The sequence below is a fragment of the Novosphingobium sp. BL-S-32 genome (assembly GCF_056857055.1).
The window spans coordinates 2,132,420-2,146,589 of record NZ_CM166476.1; the positions used below are offsets into that span (position 1 = coordinate 2,132,420).

Below are 14,170 nucleotides of genomic sequence, written 5' to 3' on the forward strand. Positions count from 1 at the left end.
GTCATCCTTCGGCGCCCTCATCAAAGCGAGGTGCGGCAGTGGTCCCGGCCTTCCGGCGCGCAGAGCGCTTGTCGAACGGCACGTTAATCTCGGTGTTGATCTCGCGCACCACGCTGTCGATGCGGTCGAGCACTTCGTCTTCGGAGAAGCGCAGCACGCGGATGCCCACTTCGATGAGCTTGCGGTCCTGCAACTCGTTGACGTCCGGGTTGGAGTCCTCAGTGCTGAGCTGGATCACGATCCAGCGCGACGGGCACGAGAAATCGACGATCGCCGAACCGACGATGGCCTGGCGCATGAACTTCACACCGCCCAGCTTCGAGCCGGACAGTTCGGCCCACAGCGCTTTCTGCGCCTCGCTGGGATTGCGGCGCTGGTCCTTCGCGCGCTCCTTCAGCGTTTCGAGGCGCGCGCCGGTCACGTTGAAGCCGGTCTTGGCATCGACCTTCGGTGTAGCGGTCTTGCTGATCCCGAGAGTCTTGCGGGCGGCGGTCATGCGAGGATTCCTTTGAGTGTCTTGCGAGTTTGGAAGCGGGGCATCGTTATCCCACGCTTCCTTCAAGGCTGATGCCCAGCAGCTTCTGCGCTTCGACGGCGAACTCCATCGGCAGCTGCTGCAGCACTTCCTTGGCGAAGCCGTTGACGATCAGCGCCACAGCCTGCTCGGTATCGAGCCCGCGCTGCATGGCGTAGAACATCTGGTCGTCGCTGATCTTGCTGGTGGTCGCCTCGTGCTCGATCTGGGCGCTGGGGTTGCGCACTTCGATATAGGGCACGGTGTGGGCGCCGCATTCCTTGCTGAGCAGCAGCGAATCGCACTGGGTGAAGTTGCGCACGCCTTCGGCATTGGCGGCCACGCGGACGAGGCCGCGATAGGTGTTGTTCGACTTGCCGGCCGAGATGCCCTTGGAGATGATCGTCGAGCGGCTGCCCTTGCCGTTGTGGATCATCTTGGTGCCGGTATCGGCCTGCTGGTAATTGTTGGTGACCGCCACCGAGTAGAACTCGCCCACCGAATCCTCGCCATTGAGGACGCAGCTGGGGTACTTCCAGGTGATCGCCGATCCGGTTTCTACCTGAGTCCACGAGATCTTCGAACGGGCGCCCTGGCAGAGGCCGCGCTTGGTCACGAAGTTGTAGATGCCGCCCTTGCCGTTGGCATCGCCGGGATACCAGTTCTGCACGGTGGAGTACTTGATCTCGGCATCTTCCAGCGCGACCAGTTCGACCACGGCGGCGTGAAGCTGGTTCTCATCGCGCATCGGCGCGGTGCAGCCTTCGAGGTACGAGACGTAGCTGCCCTTCTCGGCGATGATCAGGGTGCGTTCGAACTGGCCGGTATTCTCCGCATTGATGCGGAAATAGGTGGAGAGCTCCATCGGGCAGCGCACGCCCTCGGGGATGTAGACGAAGGTGCCGTCGGAGAAGACCGCGCAGTTCAGGGCCGCGAAGTAGTTGTCCTGCACGGGCACGACCTTGCCGAGCCACTTCTTCACCAGTTCCGGGTATTCGCGGATCGCTTCCGAGATAGAGCGGAAGATCACGCCCGCCTGCTCCAGCTCCTTGCGGAACGTGGTGGCGACCGAAACCGAGTCGAACACCGCATCCACGGCGATCTTGCGCGAGCCTTCGACGCCGGCGAGCACTTTCTGCTCCTCCAGCGGAATGCCCAGCTTCTCGTAGACGCGCAGGATCTCGGGATCGACCTCGTCCAGGCTCGACAGCGAGGGCTTCTTCTTGGGCGCGGCCCAATAGTAGGCTTCCTGATAGTCGATCGGCGGCACCTTCAGCTTCGCCCAATCCGGCATCGGCATGTCCAGCCAGCGGCGATAAGCCTTCAGGCGCCATTCGAGCATCCACTCCGGCTCTTCTTTCTTGGCGGAGATGAAGCGGACGGTATCCTCGGACAGGCCCTTGGGGCCGTATTCCTGCTCGATATCGGAAACCCAGCCGTGCTCGTACTCCGCCACGCGGGCAGCAGCATCACGCGCGGCCTGATCGCGCATTTCCGGCGCCTCAGCGCCGATTGCGGGAGCGGTTTCTTCGGTCATTCAAACTTCCTCGACGAGCTGGGTCAGGGCCACTTGCGCCAGTGCGCCGCGCAGCGCCGCATTCACCTGCGGCCAGTGCGGGCGCACATGGCAGCCACCCTCGATCTGGCATTCGGACTTTCCGACATCGAGGCAGGCGGTGAGCGCGATGGGCCCTTCCACTGCCTCGACAATATCCGCAACCGAAATCGTTTCGGGCGAACGGGCGAGCTTCAATCCGCCGCCCACGCCGCGTGACGAGCGCAGCAGGCCGGCGGCGGTCAACTTGCTCACCAGCTTCTGCACGGTGGGTGCGGGCAGCCGGGTTTCCTCGGCCAATTGCGCGGCCGAGACTCGCCCATGCTTCGAATCACCCGCGACGAGCGGGCATCCGCCGCAATGCCGGGCGGCAGCAGACATGATGACGACGGCATAATCCGCCATGCTCGATAGGCGCATTGGTGAGGCTTTCGGGACCCGCAGCTAAAGTGGATCGTTTTCTTCCGATTTGCACCTAGTGCAGGACCACGGCCGTTTCAATGGAGTTTCGCACAGGATTTACGCGCATTAACCAGCGCACCTGTTGCAAGTCCCTCCGAATCGGAGAGAATATGCAAATTCGGATAAAAAAAGGCGGCCCCCGGCAAGCCGGGAACCGCCCTTAAGGTAATAAAGAACTCGTGCGCATCCCGCTACGAGCCCTTCGGGTCGCAACCCTCATGTAGGCAACGGGCTGGGCGATTTATTGTATAATTGCGACACGGCGTGTCGCAGATCGCACTGTCGCACACGATTCCGCCCTTGCTGCGGCCATTCCGCGACTTTTGAGCCTATGCGAAGAAGCGTTTGAGCCGCGCGGCCGACCCGTTTATGCGCGCCCACGTGATGTACGCGCTGCTCAGACCCGCCCTGTTCCGACTCGATGCCGAATCGGCACACGGTCTCGCCCTCAAGGCCCTCAAGCTGGCGGGCTCCTCGCGCGCGCCCGTTTCGCCCGCGTGCCTGGCCACGCAAGTTGCGGGAATCGCTTTCCCCAATCCGGTGGGCATGGCGGCCGGCTTCGACAAGGACGGCGAAGTGCCGGATGCCCTTCTGGGGCTCGGCTTCGGTTTCGCCGAAGTGGGTTCGATTACCCCCCTTCCCCAGTCCGGCAATCCCAAGCCCCGCCTGTTCCGGCTGGTGGAGGATCGTGCCGTCATCAACCGCATGGGCTTCAACAACCATGGCGGCGAGGCGGCGTTGGCCCGCCTGTCGGCCCGTCGGGACCGTCCGGGCGTGGTGGGCATCAATATCGGCGCCAACAAGGATTCGGTCGATCGCGTGGCCGATTATGCGACGATGGCGCGCATGATGGCGCCGCACGCGACCTATCTTGCGGTGAATATCTCCAGCCCGAATACCCCGGGCCTGCGTGCCTTGCAGGACGAATCGACGCTGACCGGGCTGCTCGACGCAGTGATCGACGCGCGTGACGCCGCTTGTGGGAGTGCGCCGCGTCCGCCGGTGTTCCTCAAGGTCGCGCCCGATCTCGAACCGGCCGACATCGATGCGATCGCTCGCATCGCCCTCGATCGCGGTCTTGGCGCGCTGATCGTTTCCAACACCACGATTTCGCGCCCCGCCCTTGCCTCGAAGCACGGCGGCGAGACTGGCGGGCTTTCGGGAGCACCGCTCAGGGACCTTGCGCTTCAGCGCCTGCGCGATTTCCGCAAGGCCACCGGCGGGGCGATTCCCCTCGTCGGCGTGGGCGGTATCGCCAGTGCGGAAGATGCCTGGGCCCGTATTCGCGCCGGGGCCAGCCTTGTGCAAGTCTATAGCGCCATGGTCTACGAAGGCCCCGGCATTGCGAGGGCGATCTGCAAGGGTCTGGAATCGCTGATGAAGCGCGACGGCTTTGCAACCCTGTCCGAAGCCGTGGGCAGCGAATAGGCTCCGAAACCGCCGGGTGACGTCATTGGCCGCGCTTGTCGCAACCCGCGCGCGCGCCTAGACATTACCTAACGACAAATCTGATATTTACGAGAGGACCAAGGTCAACATGGATCTTGTTGACTTCGACAACAGCACGAACTTCGTTTCGCTGTTTCTGAAGCGCGCCGATGACCTCGGTGAAACCCCGATGCTCTGGGCCAAGCGCGACGGCGCGTGGCAATCCGTCAGCTGGGCCGAAGCGGCGCGCCGCGTCTGCATGATGGCCTCGTCTCTGCGGCGGATGGGCCTGCGCGACGGGGACCGTGTGCTGATCGTCTCGGAAAACCGCCCCGAATGGTGCCTCTCCGATCTCGCGATCATGGCGGCGGGCTGCGTGACGGTGCCTACGTACACCACCAACACCACGCGCGATCATATCCATATTCTGGAGAACTCGGGCGCACACGCCGCCATTGTCTCTTCCGCCAAGCTCGGCAAAGCCCTCCTGCCCGCGATCGTGCAGACGGACTTGTGCCGCCATGTGATCGGCATGGAGCAGATGCCCGCGTTGCAGGGCGGCACTTTCGAGACTCACGACTGGAACAGCCTGATCCAGGGCGATCCGGTGGCCGCGCGTGCCGAAGTCGAGGCGCGCCTCACCCACTTCGGCCGCAAGGACCTTGCCTGCATCATCTACACCAGCGGCACCGGCGGCGCCCCGCGCGGGGTGCGTCAGCACCACGGTATGCTGCTGACCAATGTTGCCGGTGCGGCGCAGATCATCGTCGATGATTTCGGCTGGCAGCCGGGCGAGACGTTCCTTTCGTTCCTGCCGCTGAGCCACGCCTATGAGCATACCGGCGGCCAGTTCCTGCCGATTGGTCTCGGCGGACAGATCTATTACTCCGAGGGCCTAGACAAGCTGGCTGCGAATATCGAGGAAGTGCGCCCGACCGTGATGGTCGTGGTGCCGCGCCTCTTCGAAGTGCTGCGCACGCGCATCATGAAGCAGATCGAAAAGCAGGGCGCGATCGCTTCGCGGCTGATGGAACAGGCCATCGGCCTTGGCGAGCGGCAGCAGGCCGGACGCTGGCGGCTGGGAGACAAGGCGCTCAACCTCGTGCTCGAACACACGCTGCGGCCCAAGGTGCGCGCCAAGTTCGGCGGCCGCATCAAGGCGCTCGTTTCGGGTGGGGCGCCGCTCAATCCCGAGATCGGCGTGTTCTTCGATTCGATGGGCCTGACGCTGCTCCAGGGCTACGGACAGACCGAGGCCGGGCCGATCATCAGCTGCAACCGCCCCGCTGCCGGCATTCGCCATGACACCGTGGGCCCGCCGATGCGCGACGTTGAGGTGAAGATCGCCGCCGATGGCGAGATCCTCGTGCGCGGCGAACTCGTCATGCAGGGTTACTGGCAGAACGATGCCGCGACCCGCGCGGTGCTGATCGATTCCGGATCGGGGCTGTGGCTCCATACCGGCGATATCGGCCATATCGACGATCGCGGCCGCATCCGCATCACCGACCGCAAGAAGGACATGATCGTCAACGACAAGGGCGACAACGTCTCTCCGCAAAAGGTGGAATCGATGCTGACGCTCCAGCCCGAGATCGCGCAGGCCATGGTCTGGGGCGATCGCAGGCCCTACATCGTCGGCCTCATCGTTCCCGATGCCGACTGGGCGCTCGATTGGGCCAAGGCCAATGACGAGAAGTTCGATTTCAAGGCGCTCCAGCGCCTTCCGGCCTTCCGCACAGCGATCCGCAGCGCCATCGACCAGGTCAACACCGACCTCTCGGTGATCGAGAAGGTCCGCCAGTTCACGTTCGCCGACGAACCCTTCTCGATCGAGAACGAGGAAATGACGCCCAGCCTGAAGATCCGTCGACACAAGCTGAAGGAACGCTACGCCGACCGGCTGGACGTTCTCTACCGGAACTGAAGGTAAGGACTGTGACCGGGCGGGCTTAGGCTAACCCGGTTGCGGTTGCCGATCAGGATTCAGGCAGAGACCGATCGGTGCGCGCCTGAATCCGACGGGCCCGCGCGCGGCCGCCTGCTGCGACAAGAACACTGGTGCTCAGCAGAATCCCGGAAACCAGTATGCCCACGGCCACGAGTCCCGGCGGGCTGAAATCCGTGCGGGCTTCCAGCTTGAACCAATTGCCGATGCGCACGGCGGCGCGGGCGGTCTGGCGATCTTTGGAAAGGCGCATGGACAACTCCCTATCGATTAGGCCGTTAACCGCTCCAGCCAGGCCTGAGCTTGCTTCGGCTCTCCCACAGCATCGGCCTTGACCGGCCCGCGCGCGGCGAGAAATTCCTGATGGAGTGTGAAAGCATCCATATCGAGCTGATCGCGCAAGTCGTCGATGACTTCGGCGAGTTCGATAAGGTGGTCCACCGTCGGCGCGACTTTTGCGCGCGCCGCCCGGTCCTTGTTGTGGTCGAACAGACCCCACGTTCCCGCCGCCGTCACGCGAAGAGCTTCGATCAATGCCGCACGGTACTCGATTTCGAGGTCGCTGCGGCGGGTGTCCATACGTTCTAGACGGTCTGCTCTGGCCATAGGCTGTCCTAGGCTCCCACGCCTCGCCGTCAACCGGTCACCACAGCACACCGTGCGGATCGGGGGTTATCGCAGGCGGCGGCGCCTCGCCGATCGACTGGAGGAGGTCGATCTCGATCGTGCGGCACATCGCGTTGAGCGGCAGGTCGTGCACGGTATTGGCGAAGGGATCGACCAGATCGTCACCGATGGCCAGCACCGACAGGAACATCAGACCGGCAAGCGTGGAGCCGAGCGGCGTGGCGAACCCCAGCGGTTCGACCAGCGTGATGGGCAGAAGCACGCAGAAGATATGCGTGAAGAGCGTCGGGAAGAACCGGTACTGGTTGGGCAGCGGCGTGTTCTTGAGCCGCTCCATGCCGCCTTGCGCATTGGCGATATCGACGAGCACGCGCTCCATCTGCGCTTGCTGGATAGTGTCGATCCAGCCGGCGCGGCGGGCTTCGTCGATGCGGCGGCCGGTGCCGTCGAGAATGCCGTTGGCCACGTTTACGCGCGCCAATGCAAGGTCGGCCTCGCCCTGCGGAAGCAGGCGGATCACTTCGCCGTCGGGCGTCTGGCGGCGCAACTGGCAGCGCAGCGCGTTGACGTAGGCGATCTGGCGCAGAACGATCCGGCGCTTCATCTCGGCCGCGTCGGGATCGGGCATGAAGTTGCGAGCCGCGCGTGAGAGGTTGCGGCTGGCATTGATCATCAAGCCCCACAGGCCCCGTCCCTCCCACCAGCGCTGATAGGCCGAATTGCTCCGGAAACCGAGAAACAGCGCGAGCGCGGAGCCGAACAGAGTGATCGGCAATTCGGGGGCGTGAAACGGGAACATGAACCACGCGACAGTCACGATCACGTCCCAGACGAACAGGACCGTAAGCGGTTTCCAGATTTCGCGGACAAGCTGGACGGGATGCAGCGAGGGAGTGACGATCATGGTGCTGCGGACGCCTCCGGGGTCTGGCCCGGGTGATCGGCCACCGCGTGCGAGAGCGAGACCGAGGTGCCCGTGGCGGGCTTCAAGGAAAACCACTCCGCCCGGTCGATGGCAATCAGGAATCCCAGCACGCCCAAACCGAAGAACAACAACAGCATGTTCGAGCGCATCGCCTGACGAAGGCGCTCGCGGTCTTTGGCGGAGGTGTGAGTGGCGTGGGGGCGCATCGGGAAGTCTCCTTGCGATCAGGGGGAGACTTCAAACTGGGGGCTGCCCGTTAACGGCGTACGGTCTGTTCGTGATAAAGTTTTGCTGCAATGCAGCATGACGACTCTGTATCGCAAGGCCGACTCAAAAAGGCAGGGCGGTCTTGGCCAGAATCAGCGCGAGCGCGCAGCCGCTCACCACCGCCATGCGCAGCCATTCGGCCTGCGGGATGGCGGCAGCGTTTTGCGTAAGGGTCAGTACACGAGCCATGCCCCGCAGATTGCGCTTCGAGGCGTTGCGAATCCGTTAAACGATCCGCGACGGCATCTGCTGGCTGGAGCAGTGGAAGGAACCACCACCGGCCAGCACGGCATCGGCCATGACGCCCACGGTATCGCGATCGGGGAACAGTTCGGCGATGGCGGCAATGCCGTCCGCGTCGTGCTGCGTGCCGTAGATCGGCACGACCACCAGCTTGGAGGTGATCGCGAAGTTCATGTAGCTGGCCGGCTCGATCCGGCTGTCAGACTCAACCCGGCCCGGTGAGGGCACTTCGCGCACGGTCACGCCCATCGCCTCGGCCCGCGCCTTGGCATCTGCGTAGATCGCGGCGTTGGGATCGTTCGGGCCGGTCGCGCGCGGCAGGGCCAGCACATTCGGCGCCACGAAGCGCGCAAGGTTGTCGACATGGCCGTCGGTATGGTCGTTGATCAGGCCGTCGCCCAGCCACAGCACGCGGTCGTAGCCGAGATCGCGTTTCAGGCGCATTTCCAGATCACTGCGCGTCAGGTGCGGGTTGCGGTTGGGGTTGAGCAGGCACTGTTCGGTGGTCGCGACCAGCCCGGTGCCGTCGCCGTCCAGCGCGCCGCCTTCCAGAATCCAGTCCGAGGTTTCCACCTCCAGCCCGGCATCGCGCGCCAGTTCGGCGCCGATTTCCTGGTCCCCATCCATCAGGTATTTGCCGCCCCAGCCGTTGAAGGCGAAGCGCATCGCCTTGAGCGCGCCAGCACCGTCGGCCACCACCAATGGACCGGTATCGCGCAGCCAGACGTCGCCATAGCGGCGCACTTCCAGCTTCACCTTCGACGAGACGAGCGAGGCCGCGCGCGCACGATTGGCCTCGTCCCGCACGATCAGGCGCACTTCCTGCCCCGATTCGGCCACGGCCGAGGCGAACTCGGCCATCTGCACCTGTGCGGCTTCCAGAAAGCCCGGCCATTCCACCGGGTCATGCGGGAAGCCGATCCAGATCCAGTCCTGCGGATGCCATTCGGGGGGAAGGGCGAAAGTCACTTGTGGCAGCCTCCTTGAGCCGCGGCGCAAGCCTTGTCGCGGATCGCGCGGAATTCGTCGGTTTCGTGCCAGTTCGGCCAGAAGTCCGAATCGGCGAGCGTGCGGCCGAGCCGATAGTAGAGCCCCGCCGTCTGGGCAATGCCGTCCCAGTTCCAGCTTTCCGAGTATTCGTCCTTGGGCCCGTGATAGCGGTTCGAGTTGTAATCCTCGCTCGCCGCGTCGCCTGCCGCCTTGCCGCCGTCCACCCAGTCGGTGCTGGCAGCCAGATCGAACATCGGCACGCCGCGCTTCGCCATCGAGAAGTGGTCGGAACGGTAGTAGTAGCCGCGCTCGGTATGTTCCTCGGGCACTTCGGTCAGGCCCTCGTCCGCCAGTTCATCGCGGAAGATCGAGGTGAGGGCGGACTTGTCGCCACCCGTCATCGCATAGGATCGCGTGCGGCTACCCGGCAGCAGCGCATCCATGTTGACGCCGCCCACGGTGTGGTCGAGCGGGTAGATCGGGTTGGCAGCGTAGTATTCCGAACCGAGCAGGCCCGACTCCTCCAAGGTCACCGCCACGAAGACCTGACTGCGCGCGGCGGGGCCGGCCTTGGCATTGGCCTCAGCAATCGCGGCCAGCGCGGCGACGCCGGTGGCATTGTCCACCGCGCCATTGCAGATGCCGTCGCCGGTCTTGTCCGGCGTGCAGTGGCCAAGGTGGTCCCAGTGGGCCGAATAGAGCACGTATTCATCCGGACGCACCTTGCCCGGCAACACGCCGACGACGTTGTGCGAGGTGGAGCGGCGGATCGCATTGTCGAAGCCCAGGTTGACCTTCAGGCCCAGCGGCACCGGCTTGAAGCCCTTCTGCTTGGCAGCGGCCGACAGCGCGGCAAGGTCCTTGCCCGAAGCCTTCAGGATCGATTCGGCGACCGACTTCTGAATCCAGCCGTTGGCGGCGGTCTGGTCCATGTCGTCGTTGGGAGTCGCCACGCGGTACTGCGCGCCGGTCCAGCTGGAATTGACGACGTTCCAGCCATAGGCGGCGGGGAAGGTGTCATGCACGATCAGCGCGGCGGTCGCGCCCTGACGTGCGGCTTCCTCGAACTTGTAGGTCCAGCGGCCGTAATAGGTCATACGGCGCCCCTTGAAGGGGCCTTCCTCGGTGGCGGCGTCATAGTCGGCATCGTTGACGAGGATGACCGCGGTCTTCCCGTGCATGTCGATCCCGGCATAGTCGTTCCAGCCCAGTTCCGGCGCATTGATGCCGTAGCCGACGAAGACCAGTTCGCTGTCCTTCACCTGCGTCTTGGGCGTCACGCGGTAGCTGGCGGCTACATAGTCGTCGCCGAACTTGAACGAGAGCGGGGTCTTCGCCCCGGTCACCGTCAGCGCGGAATGGTTGCTGCCGGTGATCTCCACGGTCGGCACGTCCTGCAGCCACTGGCCCTTGTTGCCGGGCTGGAGGCCTGCCTTCTTGAAGGAAGCGATGATGGTGTCGAGCACCTTGGGTTCCGCGCTCGTGCTGGGCGCGCGGCCTTCGAAATCGTCGGAGGACAGCGTCTTCACCAGCGTCTTCATGTTGTCGACCGACAGCTGCGGTGCCGGTTCGGTGGTCATCGCCGGGGGCGGCAGGGCCTTGCCCTTGGGCAGCTGGGGGGCGGCGATGGCGGCCGTGCCGAGGCACAGGGCAACAGAGGCAAGCAGGGCAGCGGTGCGTTTCATTGTCTGGGCGATCCTGTTTGGGGCTCCGGTTCTCCGGGCCTCCGGTACTTTTGGATGACCGGCGTCGTGCCAGAGGCAGGCGGCGGGCACAAGGCGGAGCCGACGCACGGCATCTTCGACACTCCTCCAAAGTACCTTCCTTCGTCATTGCGAGCGCAGCGAAGCAATCCAGGAGCGGTTTGTGCGGCACTGGATTGCTTCGCTGCGCTCGCAATGACGAGAAACGAGTGATCGGCATGCGCGGATCGGCACGACCCACGTCCTTCAAAACAACCGACACGCTTGCCCTCACGCTCCCGCTTGGGCAGGAACCCCGGCATGGATGCCGAACTGCAAGCCGACTGGACCGGCGCGATCGAACGTGCGCGTGCCCACGCCCCCTACCTCGCCTCGCTGCTGGACCGGCATCCGGACCTCGCCGCGCTGCTGGCACAAGGCAAGGGCGAGGAAGCGCTGGCGTTCGCTCGCAATGTCGGCAGCGGCATCGACGATGTCGGAATCGCCCTGCGCCGCGAGAAGCAGGCATTGGCTCTCGCCCTCGGCATCGGCGACCTTGCCGGGGCCTTTCCGTTGCTCCGCGTCACCGGCGAGCTTTCCGCACTGGCCGACCGTGCGCTCGATGGCGCTATTGCTGAGGGTATCCGCCGCCGCGTGCCCGATGCGGAACCCGCAGGCTTCCTCGCCCTCGCGCTCGGCAAACATGGTGCGGGCGAACTCAACTACAGTTCGGACATCGATCCGATCCTGCTGTTCGATCCCGAACTGCTCCCCCGCCGGGAGCGGGACGAGCCGGGCGAGGCCGCCCAGCGCGTGGCCCGCGCGGTGGTGGAAACGCTCGGCAAAGTCACCGATCACGGTTACGTCTTCCGCATCGATTTACGCCTGCGCCCGGCGTCCGAAGTCAGCCCGCTGGCGATTTCGATCAACGGGGCGCTGACTCATTATGAATCGTCCGCGCTGGCGTGGGAACGCGCCGCCTTCATCCGCGCCCGCGCCTGTTCGGGCGACATTGCCGCAGGCGAGGCCTTCCTCGCCGCAATCCGCCCCTTCGTCTGGCGCAAGAGCCTGGACTTCGGCGCGATCGCTGAGATCGGCCGCCTCACCGCACAGATCCGCGCCAATACGCGCGGCAGCGCCACGGTCGGCCCCGGCTTCGACCTGAAGAAAGGACGCGGCGGCATTCGTGAGGTGGAGTTTTACGCCCAGACCCACCAGCTGATCCACGGCGGACGCAACCCCGCGCTGCGCCTGCGCGGCACCCGCGCCACGCTGGACGCACTGGCCGAAGCCGGGTTGGTGCCGGCCGAGGATGCGCGCCTGCTGGGTGAAAGCTATGATCGCCTGCGCACCATCGAACACCGCCTGCAGATGCTGCAGGACCAGCAGACCCACGCCCTGCCGATGCGCCCCGAAGCGCTGGAGGCCGTGGCCCGGCTCGACGGCCTTCCCGATGGCGAAACCCTGCTCAGCGAACTGCGCGAGATCACCGATGCCGTGGGCGAACGCTATGACGCGCTGGTCATGGCCAACACCCCGCTCGGTCCGACTACGCAAGTCGCCATGCCCGCGCAGGACGACTTGCGTGACGAACTGGCCGGCCTTGGCCTTGCCGATGCCGAGACGATGGCCCACCGCGTCGAAGGCTGGCTCTCCGGCGGGATGCGGGCGCTGCGTTCGGACGCGGCCCGCGCCGCCTTTGCCAGCGTACGCGCCGATCTGTTCGCCGCACTGGCCGCCGCGCCGGAGCCGGAGCGCGCCTTCGCCCGCTTCGAAAAGCTGCTGAACAACCTGCCCTCCGCCATCAACCTGTTCCGCCTGCTGGAAGCCCGTCCCGCGCTGCTGGAACGGCTCGCGCGGATCCTCAGCCTTGCGCCCACTCTGGCCGACGCGCTTGCCCGGCGTGCCGATCTGCTGGACCCGCTGATCGATGCCAGTGCCTTCGACCTGCCCGGATCGGTGGTGGAGCTGGTCGCCGAATTCACCCAGTTCGAGCCGGGTGCCGACTACGAACAGAAGCTGGGCACCGTCCGCCGCAAGGTGGGCGATCGCCGCTTCGCCCTTGGCGTGCAACTGATCGAGGGCGCCAACGATCCGTTGGACATCGGCCACGCCCTCGCCCGGATTGCCGAGGCGGCGCTGGTGGTGCTGACCGATGCCGCACTGGAGGAATTCCGCGCCGTCCACGGCATGGTGCCGGGCAGCGAACTGGTCGTGCTCGGCCTTGGCCGCATGGGCGGCGGCGTGCTCACCCATGCTTCCGACCTCGATCTGATCTACCTGTTCACCGGCGATTTCGCGGGCGAATCGGATGGCCGGCGGCCGCTGGGGGCAACGCTCTATTACAACCGCGTCTCGCAGCGGGTGACCGCCGCACTGTCGGTGCCGACGGCCGAAGGCGCGCTCTACGAAGTCGACACACGCCTGCGTCCCTCGGGCGAACAGGGCCCGCCCGCCGCCAGCCTCGACAGCTTCGCGCGCTATCAGCAGGAGCAGGCTTGGACTTGGGAGCACATGGCGCTCTGCCGCGCCCGTCCGCTCTACGGCTCGGCCGAGGCGCGCGCAGACCTCGGCGAGGTGATTCACGGCGTGCTCGCCGCCCCCCGCGATGGGGACAAGCTTCGCGCGGACGTGTTGGAAATGCGCGCCAAGATGGCCGGGCACAAACCCGCCAAGGGCCCGCTGGACGTGAAGCTGATGCGTGGCGGACTGGTGGACCTCGAATTCCTTGTCCACTTCACCCAGTTGCGCAGCGGGCTCGGCCTCGATCCCGATCTGGGCGCGGCGCTGCAAATGCTGGTAGCGGACGGACTGCTGCCGGCCACGCTGGTGGAATCGCATGACGTCATGACGCGTCTGCTGGTGGCCGGCCGCCTCTTTGCGCCCGATACCCAGGTGCCTGGCAAGCCCTCCTGCATGGCGCTGCAGCGCGCCTGCGGCTATGGCGCATGGCAAGATCTTGAATCCGCCCTCGCCCGGGCCCGCGCGCATGTCGCCGCGAGCTGGAGCGAGACTTTCGGCGAAACACTGGAGATGAACCCATGAGCAGCACCATTTCCGGGCGCCCCGCCGCCGGCGACCCGTTCCCCGATATCGCGCTGGAAACGCCCGAGGGCGGCAGCGTGAAGGCTTCGGATTTTGCGGGCCGGAAGCTGGTCGTGTATTTCTATCCCAAGGACAACACCCCCGGCTGCACCACCGAGAATCTCGATTTCTCGGCCCTGAAGGCTGAGTTCGATGCGGCCGGCGTCGCCCTGCTGGGCGTCAGCAAGGATTCGGCGAAGAAGCACCAGAACTTCATCGCCAAGCATGACCTGAAGGCCCCGCTCGCCAGCGATGCCGAGGAAGGCGGGCTGTCCGAGGTGCTCGGCATCTGGACCGAAAAGCAGAACTATGGCCGCACCTACATGGGCATGGTCCGCACCACCTACCTGATCGGCCCCGACGGCAAGATCGCCCGCGTGTGGGACAAGGTGAAGGTCAAGGACCACGCCGCGCAGGTGCTGGAGGCCGCAAAGGCACTCTGATC

Annotated in this window: 14 protein-coding genes; 4 read left to right on the plus strand and 10 right to left on the minus strand. The window is 65.2% G+C overall.

The window, feature by feature from the left end; genetic code table 11:
- Position 1 precedes the first annotated feature (1 nt).
- Genes AC1VVK_RS09895 through AC1VVK_RS09905 form a run of 3 tightly spaced genes read right to left on the minus strand, consistent with a single transcriptional unit; the run spans position 2 to position 2,489 of the window.
- Complete coding sequence (locus AC1VVK_RS09895) at positions 2-496, minus strand: endonuclease domain-containing protein (protein ID WP_482902840.1); 495 nt, start codon at positions 494-496, stop codon at positions 2-4.
- Between the two features lie 46 nt (positions 497-542).
- Positions 543-2,051, minus strand: coding sequence for a Fe-S cluster assembly protein SufB (gene sufB / locus AC1VVK_RS09900; RefSeq protein WP_482902841.1), 1,509 nt, complete (start codon positions 2,049-2,051; stop codon positions 543-545).
- Positions 2,052-2,489: an SUF system Fe-S cluster assembly regulator gene (locus AC1VVK_RS09905; RefSeq protein WP_132387680.1), complete on the minus strand. Its 438-nt coding sequence runs from the start codon at positions 2,487-2,489 to the stop codon at positions 2,052-2,054. It lies immediately after the preceding gene.
- A 411-nt stretch (positions 2,490-2,900) separates the two neighbouring features.
- Here AC1VVK_RS09905 and AC1VVK_RS09910 point away from each other — a divergent pair, with 411 nt between their 5' ends.
- Entirely contained in the window at positions 2,901-3,959 is a 1,059-nt protein-coding gene (locus AC1VVK_RS09910) for a quinone-dependent dihydroorotate dehydrogenase (RefSeq protein WP_482905147.1), read from the plus strand.
- A 109-nt stretch (positions 3,960-4,068) separates the two neighbouring features.
- Positions 4,069-5,886 carry an AMP-dependent synthetase/ligase gene (locus AC1VVK_RS09915; RefSeq protein ID WP_482902842.1) on the plus strand — a complete coding sequence of 606 codons (1,818 nt, stop codon included), beginning with the start codon at positions 4,069-4,071 and terminating at the stop codon, positions 5,884-5,886.
- A gap of 52 nt (positions 5,887-5,938) precedes the next feature.
- On the opposite strand, the gene AC1VVK_RS09920 is transcribed toward AC1VVK_RS09915, so the two are convergent.
- From AC1VVK_RS09920 to AC1VVK_RS09950, 7 genes are all read right to left on the minus strand, one after another.
- A complete protein-coding gene (locus AC1VVK_RS09920; RefSeq protein WP_132387686.1) occupies positions 5,939-6,160 on the minus strand; it encodes a hypothetical protein in 222 nt (73 codons plus the stop codon).
- Between the two features lie 17 nt (positions 6,161-6,177).
- Entirely contained in the window at positions 6,178-6,513 is a 336-nt protein-coding gene (locus AC1VVK_RS09925) for a hypothetical protein (protein WP_482902843.1), read from the minus strand.
- A 37-nt stretch (positions 6,514-6,550) separates the two neighbouring features.
- Positions 6,551-7,438 carry a bestrophin family protein gene (locus AC1VVK_RS09930; RefSeq protein WP_482902844.1) on the minus strand — a complete coding sequence of 296 codons (888 nt, stop codon included), beginning with the start codon at positions 7,436-7,438 and terminating at the stop codon, positions 6,551-6,553.
- Entirely contained in the window at positions 7,435-7,665 is a 231-nt protein-coding gene (locus tag AC1VVK_RS09935) for a hypothetical protein (RefSeq protein ID WP_482902845.1), read from the minus strand. Before AC1VVK_RS09935 ends, AC1VVK_RS09930 begins: the two co-directional genes overlap by 4 nt.
- 124 nt (positions 7,666-7,789) lie before the next feature.
- The gene (locus AC1VVK_RS09940) at positions 7,790-7,915 is read right to left on the minus strand and encodes a hypothetical protein (protein ID WP_482902846.1); all 126 of its coding nucleotides are present in this window, start codon (positions 7,913-7,915) and stop codon (positions 7,790-7,792) included.
- A gap of 36 nt (positions 7,916-7,951) precedes the next feature.
- Entirely contained in the window at positions 7,952-8,938 is a 987-nt protein-coding gene (locus AC1VVK_RS09945; protein WP_482902847.1) for an agmatine deiminase family protein, read from the minus strand.
- Entirely contained in the window at positions 8,935-10,644 is a 1,710-nt protein-coding gene (locus tag AC1VVK_RS09950; protein ID WP_482902848.1) for a M28 family metallopeptidase, read from the minus strand. Before AC1VVK_RS09950 ends, AC1VVK_RS09945 begins: the two co-directional genes overlap by 4 nt.
- Before the next feature lie 318 nt (positions 10,645-10,962).
- On the opposite strand from AC1VVK_RS09950, the gene glnE reads away from it, so the two are divergent.
- Both glnE and AC1VVK_RS09960 read left to right on the plus strand, forming a co-directional pair.
- A complete protein-coding gene (glnE, locus tag AC1VVK_RS09955; RefSeq protein ID WP_482902849.1) occupies positions 10,963-13,686 on the plus strand; it encodes a bifunctional [glutamate--ammonia ligase]-adenylyl-L-tyrosine phosphorylase/[glutamate--ammonia-ligase] adenylyltransferase in 2,724 nt (907 codons plus the stop codon).
- Entirely contained in the window at positions 13,683-14,168 is a 486-nt protein-coding gene (locus tag AC1VVK_RS09960) for a peroxiredoxin (RefSeq protein ID WP_482902850.1), read from the plus strand. Before glnE ends, AC1VVK_RS09960 begins: the two co-directional genes overlap by 4 nt.
- Positions 14,169-14,170: the final 2 nt, after the last annotated feature.